Raw genomic sequence first — 23171 nt, forward strand, 5'->3', positions numbered from 1 at the left:
AATAAGCTTTCCTTTTTGAACTGACTGACCGCTTCTCTATCAAAGGGTTTGCCGTTTTTATAAAAAAGTACTATTTTTTTGAAAAAAATAAGTTTGGTGCTAATTTTATGAGATAACTAACAACGATTCCGGCCACGATCAGAGTGGCTAAAAAGCTCGCTCCGTTCATAACAATGGAGAATAATTGCGCGCTCCAACCTTTAAAGGCATAGGCTCCCCAGAAAATAACGCCAGCTACATAATGCCAAAAGTATTTTGCAAAGCCACCAACAAACATCGATACCCATGCTAGGCTGATTGCTTTTTTGTAGGATTTTGCAACGATGAGATAGCGAATTTTACTCGAATTGATACCAGCAAATGCTACAAATACAAATGCAATGACATATTCAATGACAGCTTGCCATGGAGTCAGGATATACGCTTTCCCAACTACAAAATGCAGTAATCCCCATAATAGCCCCGTGAAACCAGCCGCCCAGAAGCCGCGGCGAATCGCGATCACATAAATCGGGATCATTCCCAGTGAAATCGAAAAACTCGAACCGATGTCGGTCGGTACTAGACTTAAAATAAGTCCGATCGCTGCAAAAATAGCACATTCCAGCAGCACTAACAATCTTTTATTGACCATAAAAAATAAACTCCCTTCTTCTTTTTGCTAAACGCACCCCAGAAGAAAGCAGTTCGATATCGAAATGCTACTTGCCACAATCCCTACGCTCGTACTAACGAACAGGTTCAAAGGGTTAGAACATCAAGTGTTCAGTCTCAGCTTATAAAGCTCCCCCTGTGGTAACGTTTATGTAATTGTCTTACTCGTATCATTATACCAGTATCTCTTCATTTGTAAAGTATCTTACTCGCTTTTATCAAAAAGCTCTCCCCCGTATTTTAGGCGGAATGCTTGTTGTTTTTTCTTCGTCAACTTATAAAATACTAGGCGATAACTGGCTTCGATCAATTTCTGTTCGAGTTCAGCCTCCACTTCGGTCGCGGCGTCATCATGGTAGACGATCGTGATCCAATGCTGCTTATTGAGATGGTAACCCGGCATGATCGAGCGATATTCTTGCATTAGTATCTCTGCTTTGGCAGGATCACATTTTAAGGACATGTATAGTTCCCCCGTCGGCATACGATGAATCAGCGCAAACATCTTTTCGGCAAGCCGCAAGACATGCGTTTCCGCGCCGAATGGGAAGACTTCTTCTGTACCTGGTAAGGCGAGGCATTTATTTGTTTTTTGCAGTAAAAGAATATCTTTTTCCATCTCAAAATCTCCTTTTAACGTTAACAGCTTCAAGTGCTGTACTATTACTATGCACATCTGCTAACAATGCTATGGTGTGCTTCATCTTTTCGCCATCCTTCCATTATCTAACAGCAATTATACCGGAAAACAAGTTTTATAGACAACCGATAAATGACCTTTCTATCATTTACTGGGTTTCTTTGTGCTCTAACTCATGTTAAAATAGAACTAATTGTGCACTTTGTATGGGAGGAAAAACATGTTAACTGTAAATAACGTAGGATTACGCTACGGCGATAAAAAATTATTTGAAGATGTTTCCATTAAGTTTACACCTGGAAACTGCTACGGATTGATTGGTGCTAATGGTGCTGGTAAATCCACTTTCTTGAAAATCTTATCTGGTGAGATCGAATCTCAAGCTGGAAATGTTCACTTGCCATCTGGTGAACGGTTGGCCGTTTTGAAGCAAGATCACTTCCAATATGATGAAGAACTTGTTTTGAATACGGTCATCATGGGTCATGATGTGCTTTATAAAATCATGGAAGAAAAAAATGCGATCTATATGAAAGCAGACTTTAGCGATGAAGATGGTATCCGCGCCGCTGAATTAGAAGGTGAATTTGCGGAACTGAACGGCTGGGAAGCAGAATCAGAAGCTGCTGTTTTACTAAGCGGACTGGGAATCGATTCCAGTCTTCACGATAAACTGATGAAAGAACTTACTGGTTCTGAAAAAGTGAAAGTATTGCTTGCACAAGCGCTGTTTGGTAAACCAGATGTGCTATTACTCGATGAACCTACCAACCACTTAGACATCCGTGCCATTCACTGGTTGGAAGAATTCCTAATCAATTTTGAAAATACGATCATCGTTGTTTCACATGACCGTCACTTTTTAAACAAAGTATGTACACATATTGCGGATCTTGATTTCAGCAAGATCCAGCTGTACGTCGGTAACTATGACTTCTGGTATGAATCCAGTCAATTAGCACAACAAATGATGGGCGACCGCAACAAAAAGAAAGAAGAAAAAATCAAAGAGCTCCAAGATTTTATCGCTCGTTTCAGTGCGAATGCTTCCAAATCGAAGCAAGCGACCAGCCGGAAAAAAATGCTGGATAAAATCACACTGGAAGATATCCAACCTTCCAGCAGACGCTATCCATTCATTCAATTTTCACCGGAAAGAGATATTGGTAACGACTTACTGACGGTAGAGAATCTTTCTAAAACGGTTGATGGCGTAAAAGTATTAGATAATCTAAGCTTTACTATCAATCGAAATGACAAAGTGGCTTTGGTCGGCGATGATGAGCTTGCCAAAACGACGTTGTTTCAAATTCTTGCTGGTGAATTAGAACCAGACGAAGGAAGCTACAAATGGGGTGTTACAACCTCACAAACTTACTTCCCGAAAGACAACTCGGAGTTCTTTGAAGAAAATGATATGAACTTAGTAGATTGGCTTCGTCAGTTCTCTCCTGAAGATGACAGCGAAGCGTTCTTGCGCGGCTTCTTAGGGCGCATGTTGTTTAGCGGCGATGAAGTGTTGAAAAAAGTCCGCGTGTTATCTGGGGGCGAAAAAGTGAGATGTATGTTGTCTAAAATGATGTTATCGCATTCTAATGTGCTTATCTTGGATGAACCTACCAACCACTTGGATCTGGAATCGATCACTTCTTTAAATAATGGCTTGGCAAGCTTTAAAGGTGCAATCCTGTTTGCTTCGCATGACCACCAATTACTACAATCATTGGCAACACGTGTGTTAAATATTTCCAAAGACGAGTTTTACAATAAGGAAATCACGTACGATGGGTATTTAGAAGAAGCTTTGCATGTATAAGAAAAAGCACTGCCGTTAAAGCAGTGCTTTTTCTATGTCATTATTTAGCAGGCAGCTTGATTTCTTCTGTTTCCGTTCGCTTCGGATCAGTTGCTTTACCGATATAATTCAGCCAGTTTAACTGGATATGCGACACGTCCCCAACCTGTTTCAGCTTAGCAATCGGAAAAACTAATTTTCCAGTAGTTTTCTCGTTTGGTTTTAGCTTGGTTTTATCAAAATCTGATAGCAAGGCATCTGCGCCGTTAACAGTTTCTGCGTCAGTAGTCAGCTCGCCTTGTGTTGGATAAGTGTCGATGGTCTCCCCTGTTTTGTTAGTGATCGTGAGATAAACCGTAACACTCCCCGGCATGTCTTTATTTTCCAATGTGGAAAATGTTTTTCCTTTAGTGATTGTGATTTTTTTGATTTCTTTATTGATGGCGTCGTCTGTATTTTTCCAGTTTACGGAGTAATTTTTATGTGTTTGCTTTGTTTCTGTATTTTCTGCAGAATCTGTCGTTTTGCTGCCATATTCAAACACTTGATTTTGAACATCCTGATAGTGTTTAAGGCTCAAAACGACACCAATAATGGAGCTCACAATAGCAAGCATCCCAACAATAAGTATAATAGCACCGATTTTTTTCGTGATCGGCAAGAACAACATGACTAAACCGGCGATAAATACGAGAAAAGCAAATATCCCGATAACGATCCAAATTTCCATATAGTTGATAGCTCCTTGTCTTTATTCGTACTTCAATATATCATAAAGGCAGTAAAAAAAACAACTCTCGGCTATAGCGAGAGTTGTTTTGATTGGACTAAATTTCCATGATGATCGGTAAGATCATTGGACGGCGTTTTGTTTGTTCAAATAAATAACGGTTAAGCTTATCACGAATATCTTGCTTCAGTTTTGCCCATTCAAATTCAGGATCCGCCAAATTTTTCTCAACGATCGTGGTGATCACTTTGGAAGACTGTTCGATCAGATCTTCGGACTCTCTTACATAAACAAAGCCTCGGGAAATGATCTCTGGCCCAGAAACGATCGTTTTGCTGCGACGGTTCAATGTTACCACCACGATGAAGATCCCATCTTCGGATAACAATTTCCGGTCACGCAAGACGATGTTGCCCACATCTCCCACACCTAGTCCGTCAATCAGCGTATTTCCAGCATACACACGATTACCGACAGACATCTTATTGTTTTTATATTCGACAACATCACCTTTACTGATAACGAATGTGTTTGATTGCGGGATGCCTACTTCTTTTGCTAGTTTCGCATGAGCGATCAAGAGACGATATTCTCCATGTACAGGAATAAAGTAGGTTGGCTTAAGTAGATTCATCATCAATTTCAGATCTTCTTGGCTACCATGTCCGGAAATGAACAGGTTGCTGTTCATTGTAAGTACTTTGGCGCCGGCGCGATAAAGCATGTCTAATGTTTTTGACATCACCGTTTCCAAGGCAGGTGAAGATGTTGTAGTAATGTACACTGTGTCGCCTTCCTTGATGTTGACTTGCGGATGATGTCCATTCGCCATTTGTTGCAAGCTTTTGATTGGCTCTCCTAGATTACCGGTTTCAATGATCGTTACTTCATGATCCGGCAATTTATTAGCTGTTTTCAGTGATACCAATAATTCATCATCGATCAATAATTTATTTAATTTTTTCCCGATAGAAACGACTTGTTCTAATTCTTTTCCGACGATCGCTACTTTTCTTTTTACAGCGAATGATGCGTCTAGCACTTGCTGCAGACGAATAAAGTTAGATGCAACACAAGCTACAACAACTCTTCCTTCTGCGGAGCGAAAGGCATGACGAATATCTTCATTGATTAAGTGATCGCTCGCAGTCGAGCCCGGATGTTCCGCTTCTGAACTGTCAGACAGAAGCGCAAGCACGCCTTTTTCACCCACTTCAGCAATATGGCTCAAGTTTGCTTGATAACCTACGGCAGCGGACTGATCGAATTTGAAATCGCCTGTATAGACCACGGCTCCTTCACTTGTTTGCAGAACGATCCCAACTGAATCAGGAATCGTATGCGTCGTACGGAAAAAGGAAACATCGATCTTTTTGAAGGATAAGACACTTTCTTCATCTACGACATGGAAATTACGGAATCTTAGTTTCGGTAATGCTTTCATTGCTGATTTTGCTAAAGCGATCGTAAGTTCTGTTCCATAAACGGGGGCTTTCACTTTTTGGAGTAAGTATGGGAGTGCGCCGATCGCATCTTCATGTCCATGGGATAAAAAGATAGCTTTTACCCGGTCTTTGTTCTCTTCTAAATATTTAAAATCTGGGATGACGACATCGATCCCTAGTAATTCATCTTCTGGGAACTTTAAGCCTGCATCTAAAATAAAGATGTCTTCATCAATTTCTACGATATATAAATTTTTACCATTTTCGTCTACCCCACCAAGCGGGATGATTTTGATGGCTTTTACTTTTTTGATAGTCAAATGTCATCCTCCTTTCTTATCTACTGATTTAACAGTTTTTCTAATTGTTTTCCGGTTTGTTCATCTACTTCGGTCAGCGGCAAGCGAACGTGACCAACACTGATTCCTTGCTTATTGAGCAGATATTTTGTTGGCGCTGGATTCGGAACACTGAAAAGCTCCTTCATCAGCGGCAATAACTGGCGGTGAAGCGCAGCTGCGCGTTTCACATCGCCATTATCAAAAGCTTTGAGCATTTCTTGCAGTTCATTGCCGGCTACGTGGCTCGCTACAGAAACGACTCCGTTTCCTCCTACTGCATAAATCGGCAGGGTCAAGCTATCATCGCCGCTATAAAGGGTAAAATCCTCGCTTGTTTCTGCAATGATTTTTGAAATGTTATCTAAGTTGCCGCTTGATTCTTTTACAGAGACGATATTCGGTAGTTTGGAAAGCGCAATAATGGTTTCCGGTTCGATGTTCACAACACTTCTGCCGGGAATATTATAAATCATTACTGGCAGCGGAGAAGCTTCGGCTACTGCTTTAAAATGCGCGTATAAGCCTTCTTGATTTGGTTTGTTGTAATAAGGTGCAACAACCAAGACAGCATCGATTCCGCCGATTTCAGCAACTTCTTGCGTGAAAGCGATCGTCTCTGCCGTATTATTCGATCCTGTACCTGCGATGATTTTTACGCGACCTGCGTTCGTCTCAACGACTTGTTTAAAAAGCTTGATTTTTTCATCATGTGTCAGCGTTGGCGATTCACCTGTAGTTCCTCCGACTACAAGACCATCGGAACCGGTTTTAATGAGATGTTCGACTAAATGATGTATTCTTTTTTTGCAAACTTTATCTTTCTCTGCATGAAATGGTGTGACCATTGCTGTCACGACTTTCCCAAAATCCATGGTTGTTCCTCCTCTAAATTAACCTAAACAGAAAATATCATGCAAGGCATTTACTGCGATGATCATATCTGCTTCGTTCACTAAGACCCAAATGGTCGTATGGCTGTCTGCAGATTGTAGAATCGGAATCTGGTGCTCTGCAAGCGCACTAACTATTTTCGCAGTAACGCCTGCCACACCGGTGATTCCTGCTCCCACTACTGCGACCTTAGCACAATTATCGATTGCTTTTGCTTCTAGGTCTAAAGTTTTTAATAATTCAATAACTTCTTCTTTTTTGCTGAACGGCACTGTAAAAACAATGTTTTCTGTGGAGATATTGATGAAATCCAAACTGATAGCTGCATCAGCAAGTACTTGAAAAGCTTGTTTTTGGATAGCAGTACCATTAGCAGGTACTGTGAATTGCGTCAAGTTTGGAACATGCGCGACACCAGTCACAAGGCGGTCGCCCACATCTTTTTTCTCCGTAAGGGCTTCTTGCCCTGTTATCAATGTCCCCATGCCATCTAAGTATGTAGATCGGATTCGCATTGGGATATTTCCCTTCATCGCGATCTCTACAGCTCGAGGGTGAATCACTTTTGCACCGTGGTTCGCCATATTGCTTACTTCTTCATAACTCACTTGATTAAGCCGATGAGCATGCTCGACGATCCGCGGATCTGCGGTCATCATCCCATCGACATCAGTAAAGATGTCGACGTAGTGTGCTTTTAGTGCCACACCAAGTGCTGCGGCTGAAGTATCACTACCACCACGCCCAAGCGTAGTTACGTCACCATTTGGGGCAATTCCTTGGAATCCGGCTACAACGGCGACATCGACATGTTCTAATGCAGCTAATATCCGGCCCGGGTCCACCTTTGTGATCTTTGCTTGCTGATAATCCGAAGTTGTATGGATACCTGCTTGTCCGCCCGAAAATCCTTCTGCTTTAACGCCGGCTTCTTTTAACATATTTGTGAAAACGGAAGTCGAGATCAGTTCACCCACCGCAACTAACATATCCTGTTCTCGTTCTGTAAGCTTAGTACCACCTGCACCGATCAATTCTAACAATGTGTCAGTGGCATAAGGATCCCCGATGCGTCCGATAGCGGAAACAACAACGACGACTTTTTTGCCGGAACGGATCGCTTTCTGAATATGATTGAATGCCATTTCTCTAGTTTCTTTTGATTGAACGGATGTACCACCGAATTTTTGTACGACTAGTTCCATTTGTTACACCTCTTAAATAATCGCTAAACGAATCAGGCTTTCTGCAATTTGGATGGAATTCCATGCAGCGCCTTTTAATAGATTATCCGATACGATCCATAAATGAAATCCATTTGCTTGGTCTAAATCTTTTCTGATCCGCCCCACAAATACTTCCTTTTTACCGACAGCGTTTGCTGCCTGCGGGTACAGCTGCGTACTTGGATCATCTTCCAAAACAACACCAGGAGCGTTTCGAAGTTTATCTTGTAAATCTTTAGCAGTAAGGTCATCCGCGTCCACTTCGATATAAACACTCTCAGAATGACCGCTTACAACTGGAAGACGCACACATGTCGCAGAAACCGCGATCGAGTCATCTTCCATTATTTTTTTCGTTTCATTGGTCATTTTCATTTCTTCATACGTATAGTCATTCTCAGTGAAGACATCGATTTGTGGCAAGGCGTTAAACGCAATTTGGTAATGCTCTTTATCGCCTTTGACTGGTAAGATCTCTGGCGTGAACGCTTCTTTATTCAAGATAGCTTGTGATTGTGTTTCTAATTCTCGAATCGCACTGACACCAGAACCCGATACCGCTTGATAGGTAGAAACAATGACGCGTTTCAGACCAAAAGCCGCACGAATCGGTTCTAAAGCTGCTACCATTTGAATCGTGGAGCAGTTTGGATTAGCAATGATTCCGTGGTGTTCGAATAATGCTTTTTCATTTACTTCAGGCACTACCAGCGGAACATTTTCATCCATGCGGTAGGCACTTGTATTATCAATAACGATTGCTCCATGTTTTACTGCTTCAGGCGCTAATTGTTTGGAAACACTTCCCCCAGCACTGAATAAAGCAATATCTACGCCTGCAAAACTTTCAGGCGTCGCTTCTTTGATTGTTACTTCTTCGCCTCGGAACGACAGTTTTTTTCCTGCTGAGCGCGCAGAAGACAAAAAAGAGATTTGCTTTATCTCAAATGTCGCCTCTTCCAATAATTTGATCATTTGGGTTCCTACTGCTCCCGTTGCTCCTACAACAGCGACATGATAGCCGGTTGTCATGGTAAATTCCTCCTTTGTGTTTGCCGATTACCTAAATCGTTTTCCTACATTCTTTAATAATACCATAATATCATGGTTTTCGCAGTGTTTTGCTGGAAGAAATTTAACAAAAAGCCTCCTGCTCAGGCGGCAAGAGGCTTTCTGCAAAAGGCATTTTAGCGGTCTTTTTTCGTTTGCTCTGATTGTGCTTTGGAAGCCGCTTTCCGATTGTTGATGGGTTGATCGACAACCGATTTATCTTTTTTCGCTTTCGCGCGTTTGGTTTTTAGTTCAAAGTATTTATCGAATACTTCGCGTGAGATGGACATATTGACTTTAGGGTCGGTGCCGTTCTCACGATACCCCCATGGAACAACCACAGAAACTGCTATTTCCGGTTTATTAGCCGGTGCGTAACCTACGAAAGTCGTATTCCATACACTTGCTCCACGACTTTCTTTTTTAGGACCATCATAAAATGCTTGAGCCGTCCCCGTTTTTCCGGCAATATCATATTTGGCATCACCAAGGTAAGCTTTACCAGTACCCTCTGGACCATGTGTTACCAGATGGAAACCTTCTTTAACAGTGTCGATATCTGATTGCGTTACATTGATTCGATTCATCACTTTTGGAGCTACTGATGTTGCTAAGGTACCAACTTTGTCTCCACTTGTACTTGGGTTGCGAATTTCTTTTAACATTCGTGGTGCGATTCTATTGCCGTTATTAGCAATTGTAGAAACATATTGTGCCATTTGCAGTGGCGTATACGAATCATATTGACCGATGGCAAAATCGAGGATTTTTCCGACCGTTTTGTCATCCCCTTTAAAACCTACTTGTTCACCAGGAAGATCAATCCCTGTTTTTACACCTAAACCAAATTGGTTGTAGTAATAGCGCATTTTGTTAAAGGTAGAGGGCGATGCAGAAAATGGGGTATCATAAACATAATTATATCCCGCCATTTTCATGGAAACTTGGTACATATATGAGTTAGAAGATTTTTCTAAAGCACGTTGAGGAGAAAATGCTCCGCCAGTTGTGAACCAAGAGCTTTTCGGCTTCGTACCTTTAAATTGAATCGGATGGTCATCAAACACCGTATTACGTGTAATCGCCTTATCCATAATACCACTTAATACAGTTGCTCCTTTAACAGCCGAACCCATTGCGTAGGCAGTGGTAAATGTCCCTAACGAGTAATCATCAAATCCACCTTTATCATTCAACTTTTCACCCGCAAGTGCGAGAACCTCACCAGAGTATGGGTCCATTGCTACCACAAAGGCACGGTCGAATAAATCTGATTGGCCGGCTTGTTTCCCTTTACTGATATTCTTTTTCAAAATATCTTCTACTGCTTTTTGAAAATCAACATCCACAGATAATACTAGGTCTTTTCCTTTAGAGCCTTCATATTTTTGAACCGTTTCAATGATATTTCCTTGGCTGTCCAGAACGCTGTCGGATTTTGATTTTTGACCAGCTAAAATACTTTGATATTGTGCTTCAAGGTAACTTTTCCCAACACGATCATTGCGACTATAGCCTTGCGCCAAATAATAATCGACTTTGTCTTTCGGCAGTCCTTCTTTTTCGGAGGAAACCGAACCGAGGATAGAACGTAGTGTATTCTTATAGGTATAGTAGCGATTCCAATCGGTAGTTGTATCGACACCTGGCAAGTCCGTAAGGTTTTCACTGACGCGTGCTACTTCTTCATCCGTTACATCACTATTTTTGATGATAGCTTCCGACATCGCATAGCCGGTATTCATTCGTTTGAAGATCGTCGCTGCTTTCAAATCGTCTTGGCTTAGCCCTTTTAAGTCAGCATCGGTTACATGCGCAACTTGGTATTCATAGGTTTTTTTACCGTCTGTTGCTTGTTTTTCTTTTACTGTTAATCGATTTAATGATTCCGTTGGATGCTTTAAGATCCAGTAATCGATCAAATCGCGTTTCGGAACTTTTTCTTTTTTCACACGAATCAATTTGTTTAATTTATTGGCAACTTTAAACATTTCCGTGGATTTTGTCTGGGCACTTTTGGTATATGTGATCGATTTAACTGCCGAGTTTCCCACGAGCAAATTATAATTACGGTCATAAATGACCCCGCGTGGGACATTTTTGGAGATCGATACATTATCAGTTTCTTCCAATTGTCGTTTATAGGTATCCCCTTGAACGATCTGTACGATACCTAAGCGCAAGATCAATACGGAAAACAACACAAAAATAACGAAAAACAATATATTGAGCCGCAATGGAATAATGGCACGTTTCTTCTTATCTACATCTTTTTTCTTTTTTCTAAAATTAAGTTTCACGCGTCTCGTTCCTCTCTTTTTCACTCTTATTATCATTGTAGCGGATAATGGGGGTTTTTTCCAGCGTTAGAAAGTTAATTTTTTCTTAAGAAAAAGCGCCCACTTTTTAAAAGTGGGCGCTTTAATAATTCATTATTTGAATACTTATTTAGCAGCTTCAAAACGTTTGTTTACTTCATCCCAATTGACAACGTTCCAAAAAGTAGTGATGTATTCTGGACGACGGTTTTGGAATTTAAGGTAGTAAGCGTGTTCCCAAACGTCTAATCCTAAAACAGGTGTTTTACCATCTGTTAATGGAGAGTCTTGGTTGGCTGTGGAAGTGATTTCCAAGTTGCCGTTATTCACGACAAGCCATGCCCAACCTGAACCGAAACGGCCAGTAGCTGCTTCAGCAAATTTTTCTTTGAAAGCGTCGAAGCTACCGAAAGTACTTTCGATCGCATCTTTAATAGCGCCAGTCGGTTCACCGCCGCCATTTGGGCTTAAGATTTGCCAGAAGAATGTGTGGTTAGAATGACCGCCACCATTGTTGCGTACTGCTGTACGGATATCTTCCGGAACACTATTTAGATCTGCAACAAGTTCATCTACAGATTTGCTTGCTAAGTCATCATGACCTTTTAAAGCGTCATTTAGCTTGGTTACATAAGTATTGTGGTGTTTGGTATGGTGAATTTCCATAGTCTCCTTATCGAAATTCGGTTCTAATGCATCGTATGCATATGGTAATTTTGGTAATTCGTATGCCATTATGAATCTCCTCCTTAAAATGAATGAAATTGCGCAAAAAGAAAGCAATACTAAATGGTTCAAATGAACCGCCATGAGAGGCAATCTACCTACATCGCTTTTTGGTAATGCGTTTTCTTTTACTTCTTTTAGCCTATCACGCTTTCACATGTGGGGCAATTTTTCTGCTCAAAACAGAACTGTTTGCTTTTATCGGCAAATCAAGCTATCATTATACCAGTATTGCGTAAATTTTTGCGCACCAGATTTGTGAAAAACAATGAAACGAGATTATGTCTCGCATTCTTTTGTTTTCCCGCTTTATTAAAAGCTAAACCAATGATTGAAGAGGTGTTGAAATTACAGATGAATATTTTTAAACGTTTTTGGAAAAGTTTGTATGCGCCGGAAACGATCGCGACCTTTCGCTCAGATAAATTAGCTAAAAGTATTATTTATTTGATCCTTTTAGCTTTTGTAGCTTTTCTGCCGACTGCTTACTATACTTACAGCACCACGAAAGACGCGCTCCATGTCGGGGAAGAAACGATCAGTCAGCAAATACCTGAGTTCCAAGTAGATGCCGGGAAATTGAAAGTGACGGATTCGAAGGAGCAAAAAGAACCGATCTCTATTGATCAAGGAAACCTGCATATTTACTTTGATGCGACGGATAAAATCACCCCGAATTATGTAGATGCGCGCATTGGTTCTTATGATAGTGCGATCGCCTTTCTAACGGACGGGATTTATATCAGTGCAGCCGGGAATTCACAAAAAGTCGCTTATGAAACGGTCGGCATCACTGATAAAGCTAGTTTGATCCACGCTTATCAATCTGTTGAAAAATTGGCAACGATCTTAGTGCCATTTATCCTATTGTTTGTTTTTATCATTATTCTCTTTTCTACTGCGATGGAAGTATTGTTGTTTGCTGTCCTAGGATTTTTATTAGCTGGTGCTGGACGAAATGATATTACCTTCAAGCAGACTTGGAATATCGGGACGTATAGTATTACATTGGCGACGATATTTACGATGGTCATGGAGATCATTCAAGTTACGGTCCCATTCAATATGGAGATCAATCTGGTTGTTTCACTGATTTTTGTTTACCTAGCGATTCGGACCATCACTGTTTCAAGCGAAAAAGAATAAGGCGTTTTCTCCCTTCTGCATCCATGTAGAAGGGATTTTTATAGGGTTTTCGGTGGTAAAAACATTTCAATAGCGCTATAATTGGAAATATCTTGCAAGGCTCAAAAAAATCGCCCCTAACTTTTCGCTAGGAACGATTTCTTTTTTTACCGGTATCAGGAAGCTTGTTTTGCGGCACAATTTGGGCAAAGACCATAAACTTCAAATTTATGACCATTGATTTGATAGCCGGGTAAGCTTTCTTGCAGGAAGTCCATTGGACAAAGCATGATTTCTTTGGTTTTACCGCACTCCATGCAGATAAAATGATGGTGATGATGCATATGCGAACACGCTAGACGGAAGTTTTTTTCGCCCGACAGTTCGGTTTCTTCAAATATTTCCAGGTCAACAAAGAGTGAAAGATTCCGGTAGATCGTATCAAAACTGATCCCGGGGAAACTGTCTTTCATATTGTCCAAGACATCTTTAGCAGTTAAATAACTATTTTTTTTAGCAAATAAATCAAGGATAAAACATCTTTTCTCAGTTTGTTTATAGCCTTGGTCTTTCATTTTATCAATGGCTTCTGTTACTGTAAGAGTCAACTTTACTCACCTCTTAATCTCTTAAATAAACTATAGTTTCAGTATATACAACTTTTCCATACTTGTAAATCGTAATGATTATGGATTATCTCAATTTTATGATATAAAGGAGTATTTTATGCGCTTAATATGGATGTATTTAACCTTTTTCCTTACGGTGGCTGTGAACTTTTTTGCAGAGACACTGCCGCTCAACGGTGTGACGACGGGGGAAGTCAGCAATCAAATCGATGTTTGGTTCACACCAGCAAATTTTATTTTCAGTATTTGGGGGCTTATTTATCTCTTGCTGTTTATCTGGCTGATCGCGGTGTCTTTTCGTTATCGCGACATCCAACTGCCAGTGACAGCGAACTTTATTGCCAGCAATCTACTCAATATGCTTTGGCTGATCGTTTGGCATTTTGAATGGTTCTGGTTTTCTCTTTTGGTGATGTTGCTATTATTTTCCGCACTTTTCTTGCTTTACAAGGCGCTTCAACGATCCCTGTTACCGCGCCCTTTCCTGCTTCCGATCTCCATTTATTTCGGCTGGATCACCGTTGCCTTTTTAACGAATATCAGTTATGTATTTGTAAATAGCCATATCATCACTGGTATTCAAGGGATTTGGACGGTGCTCGCGTTACTAGTCGGCATTATCATCGCAATTGTTTTCCGCTTACGTCAGCAAGATGTATGTTATCCACTGGTGTTTGTCTGGGCTTACATCGGAATCGGTATTAAGTTATATGGGTCGCATACCGGAATCGCGATTTTCAGTATGATTGGTGCATTGCTGATTGGTTGCTCGCTTTTCCTTCGTAAGCGTTACTAGCTTGCTATAAATAAAAAAGCCATTTTTCTTGCCGCATTAGCAGGAAAAATGGCTTTTTTTAAATAAATTGTAAGAAGCGGTTATTCCAGATAGCTTCATAAAAAGCGATCGTGGTTTGAGCATCCATCTGTGTATTCGTTATGGTCGAGGAAAAGCCTGGCTTCATATATAAGCGATAGCCGAGGCCGTGTGCGAACTTGACGGTGCTGTCCACGCAGTATTCGGTCTGAGCACCGCATATTTCCAGTTCATCGATTTGGAGGCTATCCAACAAGTTTTGCAGCTCCGTCTGATAAAACGCATTCGGATGTGTCTTACGAATATAGAAATCATCTGGTCTTGCCAGTAGTTCCGGTAGCAATTCCCATGCCGGTTCGCCGGCGACTAATTCTTCGTCTTCGTGTTGAACGAAAATAATTGGGGCATCGTTTTTGCGAAAATGATGGATCCGCTTGTTGATACCCGCTATTAATTCATCTAACTGATAAAGCACTTCGTCCCCACAGCAAACGCCTACCTGCATATCGATAACCAATAACGCCTGTTTACTCATCGGAATCCTTCTTTCTATGCTTCGAAAATTTTTGTCAAAACAGGAACCACTTGTTTTTTACGAGAAACGACATCTTTAAGCGGTGCAAGGTGATTTTCAAGTTTGACATTATAAGCTTGTTCCACTTTGGCTGTTTCTGTTCCAAGCGCAAGACCTACGGAGTCGTTTTTCAAAATATCTGTGATCACGAATAGGTAAAGAGCTAGACCTTTCGCTTCGATCGCCTTATTGATAACGGCTTCCACTTCTTCTTGACGTGCCAATACATCTTGTACATCAACGACATTGATTTGAGCGATCTCGATTTTTTGATTATTGATGTTGAATTCTTTGGCATCCAGTAATAGTTCAGCTACCGTTTTCGAACTAACATCTGCACCTGCTTTCAACATATCAAGTCCATATGTATCAAGGTCGAAATCTGCTATTTTCGCCAAATATTCTGCTGCAGCTTTGTCTTCTTCCGTAGAAGTTGGGGATTGGAAAAGCAGTGTATCGGAAATAATTGCCGATACCATCAATCCAGCTGTAGTTTTTGTGGGTTCTAATTTATTTTCATGGAACATTTTCAAAAGGATCGTTGCTGTACAGCCAACTGGCTCAGCGCGGTAATATAGCGGGTCGCTTGTTTCAAAGTTAGCGATGCGATGATGATCAACCACTGCTGTGATCGTGACCTCTTTCAAATCATCGACACTTTGCTGACTTTCATTGTGATCTACTAAAGCTACTTCTGCTACTTCGCCTGCAACGGTTGTAACCAAACGAGGTGCTTTTACTTGGAAATAATCTAAGACAAAAGCGGTTTCGCTGTTTAATTCGCCTAGACGAACTGCCTCGATATCGTCGCCTAATGCAGTTCGAAGCTCTGCATAGCTGATTGCCGAACAAATCGTATCAGTGTCCGGATTTTTGTGTCCAAATACAAGTTTTTTACTCATTTTACATACTCCTTTATCACTGGTTTATAATTTTCTCTAACAAATCAGGATCCCATTGCTGATCACGCAGCATCGCGATCTCGAATTTGTAAGGAGGCTTTTTATTTTTCTTGTCTTCACCGACATAGGGCGTTTCCAAGATTTTCGGGATATCTGCAAGTTCTGGATGGTGGATGATATAGTTTAATGCATCAAAACCGATTTCTCCAAAACCAATATTCGCATGGCGGTCTTTCCCTGCTCCACGAATATTTTTACTGTCATTGAGATGCAGCACTTTCAAGCGGTCTAACCCGATGATCTTATCAAATTGATTAAGAACACCATCGAAATCACCGACGATGTCATAACCGGCATCGTGCGTGTGACAAGTATCGAATGTGATCGACAGTTTATCATTGTGCGTCACGCCATCGATAATAGCTGCCAATTCTTCAAAGTTTCTTCCGATTTCTGTCCCTTTTCCTGCCATTGTTTCTAGGGCGATCTGAACAGACTGGTCCGCCTCTAAGACTTCGTTCAACCCTTTGATGATCTGCTTGATCCCGGCTTCTGTTCCAGCGCCGACATGAGCCCCAGGATGAAGTACGATCTGTTTTGCTCCGAGTGCCTCTGTACGGGATATTTCCGAACGCAGAAAATCGACACCCAATTCATAGGTCTCTGGTTTGATACTATTACCGATATTGATGATATAAGGCGCGTGCACAACGATCTCAGCTATGCCGTTTGCTTTCATATGTGCCATTCCTGCTTCGATGTTTAAGTCTTCGATCGCTTTGCGGCGTGTGTTTTGAGGTGCACCTGTGTAGATCATGAAGGTGTTTGCTCCATAACTAGCTGCTTCTTTACTGGAACCAAGCAGCATTTCTTTTCCGCTCATGGAAACATGGCTACCGATTCGTAGCATTCCGATTCCCCCTTATCGTTTCTTGCGGCGTTCTCTTCGTTTGATTTCCGCCATTTTATAGTTGATTTTCTTTTTATAGTTAGGTTTTCTTTTTTGTTTTGCCTTTTTGCGCATTCCAATTTCACGGGGGTCCGCTGTTTCGCGTTTTGCTTCCCGTTTATCGCGTCGATTGCGGTCTTCTACTTCTACAAAAGCACCTTTTTTGATGGTCATGTGCTGGAACGTGATGCCTTTCTTCTCAAGCTGAGCCAATTTATCTTCATCAGCTGGGTCATAGATTGTAAGCGCAATACCAGAATGACCGGCCCGACCTGTACGTCCAGTACGATGGATATAGAAATCCAGATCATCCGGAAGTTCAAAGTTGATAACATGACTGATTCCTTGGATATCGATCCCCCGCGCTGCTAAATCGGTCGCTACGATGTATTGATAATCCATGTTTTCAACTTGCTTCATCGTCCGTTTGCGTTCACGCGGTGATACATCACCATGGATCTTTGCTACTTTCAAGCCCCGTTCCGTAAGTCCTGCGGCTACTTCGTCCGCTGTTTGTTTTGTATTTGTGAAGACGATACCGAGAAATGGTTGAAAAATCGTCAAGGCTTCCTTTAGTAGGTCGATCTTGTCACGGCTTTTGGAAGCAAGTAGCGTATGCGTAACAGCTGTAGAAGATACTACTTTCGGCTGAATGTGTTCATAACGCGGATTTTCCATGTATTTTTTGAGGAAAGGTTTCAGTTTTTCCGGAATTGTTGCGGAAAAGACAAGCATTTGCAAGTTTGGCGGCATTTTACCAGCAATTGCATCGACATCGTTTAAAAAGCCCATGTCTAGTGCCATGTCGGCTTCGTCGATCACCAATGCTTTTGCAGTATAAACAGCAAGCGCTTTTTCCCGAATCATGTCATTGATACGTCCAGGTGTACCGATAATGATGTGGGGTTGCGTTTTAAGTTTATCCAACATGCGCTGTTTATCTGTTCCACCGATCAATAGGCGCGTTGAGATTGGTTGCTCGCTTTCTTCTGTGATCTTACGTGCTTCATTATAGATCTGCGTCGCTAATTCTCTGCTTGGTGCAGTGATCACGATTTGGATCTCGTGTTTTTCTGGATCGATTTTATTGATAAGCGGTAATAGGAAAGTATGTGTTTTCCCTGTCCCTGTTTGTGACTGTCCAATGATACTTTCACCACGCATGATACCAGGGATCAATTTTTGCTGGACTTCTGTTGGCTCATAAAAGCCGATTTTGTTAATTGCTTTGTTAATAAAAGGTTGAAACCCAAATTGGTCGAACCTTGTTGATTTCGCCATTAAATTCTCACTCCGTTCTGTTCCTAAATGCCATTATAGCATTTATTGACGTTTCTAACTACCTAAAAAATGCGGATGTCTCCAAACAAAAAAGAATGCTGAGATAAATCAGCATTCTTTTTTCCTCTTTATTGGAATAAGAACGGATCTGTATTTGCTTCGGATACGATCAATTCTACATCATATTTCAAATTATCTGCTTCTTCTTGGTATTTTGTTTTTAAAACACTTTTGACGATTTTTTCGATATGATGGCCGGCGTCAACTGTGGATAATCCTAGATCTAACAAGTCATGCCCGGTATGATAATAGATATCGCCTGTCACATAGACATCCGCACCTGTGCGTTTCACTTGATGGATGAATTTATTGCCGTCGCCACCAATGATCGCAACTTTCTCGACGTCTTTACCGATGTCGCCGATAAAGCGGACATTTTCGATCGCTAGTTCTGATTTCAAATGATCGATGAAGGCCGGCATACTGATTTTTTTCGGCAGTAAGCCGACGCGACCAAGTCCTTGTTCATAAGTCAGATTGCTGAGATCAAAGCAGTCAATGACCGGCTCCTCATAAGGATGAACGGAACGAACAGCTTTAATGACCGTTTCTTCCAAATGTTTGGGGACGATCGTTTCGATCTTGATCTCATTGACGATCGTCGGTTCGTTTACTTCGCCGATTGCTGGATCAGCATCGCCAGTCGGTGTGAAACGCCCTTTGCCTTCATAGCTGAAGCTGGTGTCTTTATAATCATTCCCAACTTCTCCTGCGCCATTATTATAAAGGGCTGTCCGTACTTTTTCTTCTGCATCTTGAGGAACATAAACAGCGATTTTAACGAATGGCTCTTGGTAGGTGGAAACGATCGTTTCAGTATCGGTAAGGCCTAATGCATCTGCCAGATAGTCATTGACACCATCTGGAGCGATATCCAGATTCGTATGAGCATTATAAACGATAATATCGTGTTTGATCAATTTGCGGATCATTCTGCCTTGCCCGGTGCTAGTATCGATTTTTTTAAGAGGACGATAGAAAAAAGCGTGATGCGAAATGATCATATCGACGTTTTTTTCGATGGCTTCTTCGACCACCGGTTCCAATACATCTAATGTAAACATGATTTTCCGAACCTTCTTGCTTAGATCCCCGACTTGAAGGCCGATCACATCGCCTTCCATTGCTAAGTACTTGGGCGCGATCTTATCCAAGATCGCTGCATATTCAAAGCCGTTTGCTACTTTCATTTTAACACTTCCTCTGCTAATTGAATGTTGTTTTCCAGCTCTTTTAGGCGTTTTTTATTAGCTTCCGAGAGAACGGCGCTCTTTCTGATCGCTGTCCCGATTTTTTGCCAGTTTTCTTTTTCATGCAACCATTTTTCCCGAAAAACAGTATTCTTTTCCTGCAAGAGACATGGCCCGAATAATTTTTCGCTTTCGTTATAACTCACTTGCTCCGCCGCACGTTTTAAATGCAGCACTTCATATATTTTATTATCTTCCCTTAAAATCGCTTCTGAAACGACTTCCCAATGATTCTTTTCTGCCCAGTCACGAATCTGCAAAGCGGCAACGTTTGGTTGCAAGACAAGTTCTTTTGCCGTCAGCAGTTTGGATGCTCCGGTTTCCAAAATGGAACGAATCAATGCACCACCCATTCCGGCGATCACGATCGTGTCGATTTTGTCCGTGTGGTCGATCACAGCTAATCCATCGCCGAAGCGAACATCGATTTTAGCGGTTAAAGCCGTTTTAGCAACTTGCTGGCGGGCTGACTCATAAGGTCCCTTTACCACTTCGCCAGCGATCGCATAGCTTGCGAGACCGTTATTGACCGCATAGCAAGGCAAATAAGCATGATCACTGCCAATGTCGGCGATCCGGCTCCCTGGAGATATGTATGTTACTACTTTTTCTAAGCGTTTGGATAATTGCACTTCATTCATAGGTAGTCCCTCTTTTCAAAAAAAGGATGCTGGCAAAACAAACCATAAATCCTGTTTGCTTTGCCGCACCATCTATTTTCATTCTAAGAAATCTTTTAATTGTTTGCTACGGCTTGGGTGACGCAATTTGCGCAGCGCTTTTGCTTCGATCTGACGAATACGTTCCCGAGTAACGCCGAAAACGCGTCCTACTTCTTCTAATGTTCTCGTCCGGCCGTCATCTAATCCGAAGCGGAGACGTAAAACATTTTCTTCTCGGTCAGTAAGCGTATCAAGCACATCTTCCAACTGTTCTTTCAGTAATTCATAAGCTGCATGGTCAGATGGCGATGTTGCTTCTTGGTCTTCAATGAAATCGCCTAAGTGAGAATCGTCTTCTTCACCGATCGGTGTTTCCAAAGAAACTGGTTCTTGAGCGATTTTCAAGATCTCGCGGACTTTTTCAGTCGGCAGGTCCATCTCTTCACCGATTTCTTCTGGAGAAGGATCGCGGCCAAGGTCTTGAAGGAGTGAACGCTGAACACGAATCAATTTGTTGATCGTTTCGACCATATGCACAGGGATACGGATCGTACGTGCTTGGTCAGCGATCGCGCGGGTGATTGCTTGACGGATCCACCATGTTGCATAGGTACTGAATTTGAAGCCTTTGTTAAAGTCGAATTTTTCCACGGCTTTCATCAGCCCCATGTTACCTTCTTGGATCAAGTCGAGGAAAAGCATCCCACGACCGACGTAACGTTTCGCGATACTGACTACGAGACGCAAGTTAGCTTCTGCTAATCTGCCTTTTGCTTCGATATCGCCTGTTTCGATCCGTTTTGCCAAAGCGACTTCTTCGTCGGCTGTCAGCAAGTTGACCCGACCGATCTCTTTTAGATACATACGCACTGGGTCGTTTATTTTGACACCTGGCGGTACGCTCATGTCCGTTAAATCTAATTCCTCTGTTTCCTCTTTGATCAATTCTTTTTCATCTGGATCTTCATCTTCGTCCACGTCATCAGTCACTTCGATACCATTTTGTGTCAAGTGTACTAAAAACTCGTCCATTTGATCAGAATCTAATGTGAAAGGAGCCAATTGCGCTGCGACTTTATCATAGGTCAGCGTCCCCGATTTTTTCCCTGTCTCTATCAATAATTCTTTTACTTGGTCGATACTTAGTTCAACGGTAGTTTCGTTTGTTTCTACTGTTTTCTTAGCCATAATTGTTTGTTTCCTCCTTCCAAAAATACCGCTTTGCATGTTCTACTTGTTACATACCTTTTTTAACGGTTTTAAAACGTTTCATCAAATTGTCTCGCTGTCAGCAGTTTGTCGATCCGATTGATCTCTTGAAGCGTTTCTATCAATGCCTTGGCATCATTTTCACTTTCCAATCGCTGCATTTTCTTCTGGAGTTCACTGCGCTTTTTCGTCCATACGTGCTTTTTGATGCTGGCGATATAATCACGAAATGCGGCAGTGGTTTGTTCTTCCGGAGCTTCCAGCATCTCGATCGTCGCGACTAAGTTCTTGAATGCTTGCTCTTGCTCAGGAAGATAATCCATGAAACGGTTAGTGTCCGGCGTGTTTCCCTCTGCATAAAAACCGATCAAGTACGTATAGATCGCCTGATAGTCGTCATGATAAAAATCGGTGCCCTCCATTAACTGACGGATCTGCATAAAGTTCTCGCGACTGTCGAGCATTGCTTTTAGTAATTGCTCTTCCGAAATCACCAAAGCGCCTTTATTACGTTTTGGTTCTTCAAATATGATTGGTTCACTGTATGGCATATCTGCATGCTGATTTGCTACCGGCTTTCTTCGTAGCGAATCGGCTAATTGTTGTCTCAGCGTTTCTAAAGACAGATCGAATTCTGTCGCCAGCTGTTTAAGATAGATCTCGCGCTCGATCGCCTGGTCGATTTTCGCAATCTCCATAATCGCTTCTTCCAGATAATTTGCTTGTTCTTGCGGATTACTGAGATTTTTGCCTCGTTTGAGATAAGATAGTAGAAAAGCGGTCCAGGAACTGCGATTGTGCGCGTAAATATCTTCAAATTTTTCTGGACCGTAAGTCTGAATAAATTCGTCTGGATCTTTCCCTTGTGGAAGCTGTAGAACGGCTAAACCGAAATGCGGATCTGCCTCTAACATCCGCCCGGCTTTTTGCGTGGCTTCGATCCCTGCAGAGTCACCATCATAGCAAATGACGATCTGATTGGTGATTTTCCGGATCAAGCCGATATGTTCTGTCGTTAAGCTCGTCCCCATTGTGGCTACCCCATTGCCAACTCCGGCAGATGAAGCAGCGATCACATCCATGAAGCCTTCCAACAAGACAATCTCCTTACGCCTCCGGATTTCTTGCCTAGCATCCGATAAGTGGTACAAGACATTACGCTTGTTGAAGATCGGTGTTTCCGGGGTGTTTAGATATTTCGGACCGTTATCTTGGTTAAACAGCCGACCGGAAAAACCGATCGCCTGATCTCGATCGTTCTTGATCGGAAACATAATGCGGTTGCGGAACCGGTCTACTAGATCACCATTTTCACGGCGGACAAGCAGCCCTGCGATCTCAGCCAGATCAAGATTCATCCCTCTTTTGGCTAAAAATGAAGTGATCGTCGAGGAATGGTTCGGTGCAAAGCCGATTTGAAAAGAGATGATCGACTGTTCGGACAAGCCCCGTTCTTTAAGATAAGAAAGTGCCTCGCTGCCTTCTTCTGTTTCGAGCAAGATATAATGATAAAACTTGGCGGAAAGCTGATGCATGTCGATCATTTTAAATTGATCGTTCGACTGCTCGGTTTTCTGTTCGGCCGGTTCGTCATCCCATTCGATACCTACATCGACATGGCTGAGTTCAGCGGTTTTCTTAACAGCTTCTACAAAGGACAAACCATCGTGCTCCATTAAAAATGAAAAGACATTCCCACCTTTCCCGCAGCCAAAGCAGTGGAAGATCTGCTTTTCCGGTGAAACAGAAAACGAGGGCGTCTTTTCGCCATGAAAAGGACATAGACCAGAATAATTGCGTCCCGCTTTTTTTAGTTGTACATAATTACTGATAATGTCAACAATGTCGGCTTCGCTTCTGACTCTATCGATTACTTCTTCTGGAATTCTTCTAGCCATTT

At 41.9% G+C, this 23171-nt stretch carries 21 protein-coding genes and 1 riboswitch; of the genes, 3 read left to right on the forward strand and 18 right to left on the reverse strand.

The window, feature by feature from the left end; translation table 11 throughout:
* Window positions 1–70: 70 nt before the first annotated feature.
* On the reverse strand, window positions 71–634 hold the full coding sequence (gene thiT / locus EL241_RS06735) for an energy-coupled thiamine transporter ThiT (RefSeq protein ID WP_036104096.1): 564 nt from the start codon (window positions 632–634) through the stop codon (window positions 71–73).
* 62 nt (window positions 635–696) lie between these two features.
* Window positions 697–801: riboswitch (TPP riboswitch) on the reverse strand.
* Between the two features lie 58 nt (window positions 802–859).
* On the reverse strand, window positions 860–1273 hold the full coding sequence (locus tag EL241_RS06740) for an MmcQ/YjbR family DNA-binding protein (protein WP_036104093.1): 414 nt from the start codon (window positions 1271–1273) through the stop codon (window positions 860–862).
* Window positions 1274–1514: 241 nt separating this feature from the next.
* Between EL241_RS06740 and EL241_RS06745 the strand changes: the two genes are divergently transcribed.
* Window positions 1515–3110, forward strand: coding sequence for an ABC-F family ATP-binding cassette domain-containing protein (locus EL241_RS06745; RefSeq protein ID WP_126320442.1), 1596 nt, complete (start codon window positions 1515–1517; stop codon window positions 3108–3110).
* Between the two features lie 40 nt (window positions 3111–3150).
* Here the strand turns inward: EL241_RS06745 and EL241_RS06750 are convergent, their stop codons facing one another.
* The 7 genes from EL241_RS06750 to EL241_RS06780 all read right to left on the reverse strand — a co-directional run bounded on the left by EL241_RS06750 (window position 3151) and on the right by EL241_RS06780 (window position 11825).
* A complete protein-coding gene (locus EL241_RS06750; protein WP_036104091.1) occupies window positions 3151–3819 on the reverse strand; it encodes a DUF4352 domain-containing protein in 669 nt (222 codons plus the stop codon).
* A 97-nt stretch (window positions 3820–3916) separates the two neighbouring features.
* On the reverse strand, window positions 3917–5584 hold the full coding sequence (locus tag EL241_RS06755; RefSeq protein ID WP_003755869.1) for a ribonuclease J: 1668 nt from the start codon (window positions 5582–5584) through the stop codon (window positions 3917–3919).
* A gap of 20 nt (window positions 5585–5604) precedes the next feature.
* Complete coding sequence (dapA, locus tag EL241_RS06760) at window positions 5605–6477, reverse strand: 4-hydroxy-tetrahydrodipicolinate synthase (RefSeq protein ID WP_003755868.1); 873 nt, start codon at window positions 6475–6477, stop codon at window positions 5605–5607.
* Between the two features lie 18 nt (window positions 6478–6495).
* Window positions 6496–7701: an aspartate kinase gene (gene dapG / locus EL241_RS06765; RefSeq protein WP_003755867.1), complete on the reverse strand. Its 1206-nt coding sequence runs from the start codon at window positions 7699–7701 to the stop codon at window positions 6496–6498.
* Between the two features lie 12 nt (window positions 7702–7713).
* The gene (locus EL241_RS06770; protein WP_003755865.1) at window positions 7714–8754 is read right to left on the reverse strand and encodes an aspartate-semialdehyde dehydrogenase; all 1041 of its coding nucleotides are present in this window, start codon (window positions 8752–8754) and stop codon (window positions 7714–7716) included.
* A 155-nt stretch (window positions 8755–8909) separates the two neighbouring features.
* Window positions 8910–11072, reverse strand: coding sequence for a peptidoglycan D,D-transpeptidase FtsI family protein (locus EL241_RS06775; protein ID WP_126320443.1), 2163 nt, complete (start codon window positions 11070–11072; stop codon window positions 8910–8912).
* A 144-nt stretch (window positions 11073–11216) separates the two neighbouring features.
* Window positions 11217–11825, reverse strand: coding sequence for a superoxide dismutase (locus EL241_RS06780; RefSeq protein WP_003755860.1), 609 nt, complete (start codon window positions 11823–11825; stop codon window positions 11217–11219).
* Window positions 11826–12170: 345 nt separating this feature from the next.
* On the opposite strand from EL241_RS06780, the gene EL241_RS06785 reads away from it, so the two are divergent.
* Entirely contained in the window at window positions 12171–12962 is a 792-nt protein-coding gene (locus EL241_RS06785) for a DUF1189 domain-containing protein (RefSeq protein ID WP_170166175.1), read from the forward strand.
* Window positions 12963–13117: 155 nt separating this feature from the next.
* Here the strand turns inward: EL241_RS06785 and EL241_RS06790 are convergent, their stop codons facing one another.
* Window positions 13118–13549 (reverse strand): Fur family transcriptional regulator, encoded by a 432-nt coding sequence (locus EL241_RS06790; RefSeq protein ID WP_003755854.1) that lies wholly within the window; start codon window positions 13547–13549, stop codon window positions 13118–13120.
* Window positions 13550–13667: 118 nt separating this feature from the next.
* Between EL241_RS06790 and EL241_RS06795 the strand changes: the two genes are divergently transcribed.
* The gene (locus tag EL241_RS06795; RefSeq protein ID WP_036104085.1) at window positions 13668–14366 is read left to right on the forward strand and encodes a TspO-related membrane protein; all 699 of its coding nucleotides are present in this window, start codon (window positions 13668–13670) and stop codon (window positions 14364–14366) included.
* Window positions 14367–14424: 58 nt separating this feature from the next.
* Here the strand turns inward: EL241_RS06795 and EL241_RS06800 are convergent, their stop codons facing one another.
* The 8 genes from EL241_RS06800 to dnaG all read right to left on the reverse strand — a co-directional run bounded on the left by EL241_RS06800 (window position 14425) and on the right by dnaG (window position 23169).
* Window positions 14425–14919: a cysteine hydrolase family protein gene (locus EL241_RS06800; protein WP_036104082.1), complete on the reverse strand. Its 495-nt coding sequence runs from the start codon at window positions 14917–14919 to the stop codon at window positions 14425–14427.
* Between the two features lie 14 nt (window positions 14920–14933).
* Window positions 14934–15860, reverse strand: coding sequence for a manganese-dependent inorganic pyrophosphatase (locus tag EL241_RS06805; RefSeq protein ID WP_036104079.1), 927 nt, complete (start codon window positions 15858–15860; stop codon window positions 14934–14936).
* 16 nt (window positions 15861–15876) lie between these two features.
* Window positions 15877–16770, reverse strand: a complete 894-nt coding sequence (locus tag EL241_RS06810) for a deoxyribonuclease IV (RefSeq protein ID WP_003755845.1) — start codon at window positions 16768–16770, stop codon at window positions 15877–15879.
* Window positions 16771–16782: 12 nt separating this feature from the next.
* Complete coding sequence (locus EL241_RS06815) at window positions 16783–18090, reverse strand: DEAD/DEAH box helicase (RefSeq protein WP_036104073.1); 1308 nt, start codon at window positions 18088–18090, stop codon at window positions 16783–16785.
* A 128-nt stretch (window positions 18091–18218) separates the two neighbouring features.
* Window positions 18219–19340: a Nif3-like dinuclear metal center hexameric protein gene (locus EL241_RS06820; protein ID WP_126320445.1), complete on the reverse strand. Its 1122-nt coding sequence runs from the start codon at window positions 19338–19340 to the stop codon at window positions 18219–18221.
* Window positions 19337–20041, reverse strand: a complete 705-nt coding sequence (locus tag EL241_RS06825) for a tRNA (adenine(22)-N(1))-methyltransferase (RefSeq protein ID WP_036104070.1) — start codon at window positions 20039–20041, stop codon at window positions 19337–19339. The genes EL241_RS06820 and EL241_RS06825 overlap by 4 nt, the downstream gene beginning before the upstream one ends.
* Window positions 20042–20119: 78 nt before the next feature.
* Window positions 20120–21250, reverse strand: a complete 1131-nt coding sequence (rpoD, locus tag EL241_RS06830; RefSeq protein ID WP_040486463.1) for an RNA polymerase sigma factor RpoD — start codon at window positions 21248–21250, stop codon at window positions 20120–20122.
* Window positions 21251–21321: 71 nt separating this feature from the next.
* Complete coding sequence (gene dnaG / locus EL241_RS06835; protein WP_036104067.1) at window positions 21322–23169, reverse strand: DNA primase; 1848 nt, start codon at window positions 23167–23169, stop codon at window positions 21322–21324.
* Window positions 23170–23171: the final 2 nt, after the last annotated feature.

The sequence above is a fragment of the Listeria grayi genome (assembly GCF_900638015.1).
GTDB lineage: Bacteria > Bacillota > Bacilli > Lactobacillales > Listeriaceae > Listeria > Listeria grayi.

Bases quoted from the DNA above. Each gene is read 5' to 3' on its own strand.
- thiT (WP_036104096.1), bottom strand. From the start codon at position 634: ATGGTCAATAAAAGATTGTTAGTGCTGCTGGAATGTGCTATTTTTGCA.
- EL241_RS06740 (WP_036104093.1), bottom strand. From the start codon at position 1,273: ATGGAAAAAGATATTCTTTTACTGCAAAAAACAAATAAATGCCTCGCC.
- EL241_RS06745 (WP_126320442.1), top strand. From the start codon at position 1,515: ATGTTAACTGTAAATAACGTAGGATTACGCTACGGCGATAAAAAATTA.
- EL241_RS06750 (WP_036104091.1), bottom strand. From the start codon at position 3,819: ATGGAAATTTGGATCGTTATCGGGATATTTGCTTTTCTCGTATTTATC.
- dapA (WP_003755868.1), bottom strand. From the start codon at position 6,477: ATGGATTTTGGGAAAGTCGTGACAGCAATGGTCACACCATTTCATGCA.
- dapG (WP_003755867.1), bottom strand. From the start codon at position 7,701: ATGGAACTAGTCGTACAAAAATTCGGTGGTACATCCGTTCAATCAAAA.
- EL241_RS06770 (WP_003755865.1), bottom strand. From the start codon at position 8,754: ATGACAACCGGCTATCATGTCGCTGTTGTAGGAGCAACGGGAGCAGTA.
- EL241_RS06780 (WP_003755860.1), bottom strand. From the start codon at position 11,825: ATGGCATACGAATTACCAAAATTACCATATGCATACGATGCATTAGAA.
- EL241_RS06785 (WP_170166175.1), top strand. From the start codon at position 12,171: ATGAATATTTTTAAACGTTTTTGGAAAAGTTTGTATGCGCCGGAAACG.
- EL241_RS06795 (WP_036104085.1), top strand. From the start codon at position 13,668: ATGCGCTTAATATGGATGTATTTAACCTTTTTCCTTACGGTGGCTGTG.
- EL241_RS06800 (WP_036104082.1), bottom strand. From the start codon at position 14,919: ATGAGTAAACAGGCGTTATTGGTTATCGATATGCAGGTAGGCGTTTGC.
- EL241_RS06805 (WP_036104079.1), bottom strand. From the start codon at position 15,860: ATGAGTAAAAAACTTGTATTTGGACACAAAAATCCGGACACTGATACG.
- EL241_RS06810 (WP_003755845.1), bottom strand. From the start codon at position 16,770: ATGCTACGAATCGGTAGCCATGTTTCCATGAGCGGAAAAGAAATGCTG.
- EL241_RS06815 (WP_036104073.1), bottom strand. From the start codon at position 18,090: ATGGCGAAATCAACAAGGTTCGACCAATTTGGGTTTCAACCTTTTATT.
- EL241_RS06820 (WP_126320445.1), bottom strand. From the start codon at position 19,340: ATGAAAGTAGCAAACGGCTTTGAATATGCAGCGATCTTGGATAAGATC.
- EL241_RS06825 (WP_036104070.1), bottom strand. From the start codon at position 20,041: ATGAATGAAGTGCAATTATCCAAACGCTTAGAAAAAGTAGTAACATAC.
- rpoD (WP_040486463.1), bottom strand. From the start codon at position 21,250: ATGGCTAAGAAAACAGTAGAAACAAACGAAACTACCGTTGAACTAAGT.
- dnaG (WP_036104067.1), bottom strand. From the start codon at position 23,169: ATGGCTAGAAGAATTCCAGAAGAAGTAATCGATAGAGTCAGAAGCGAA.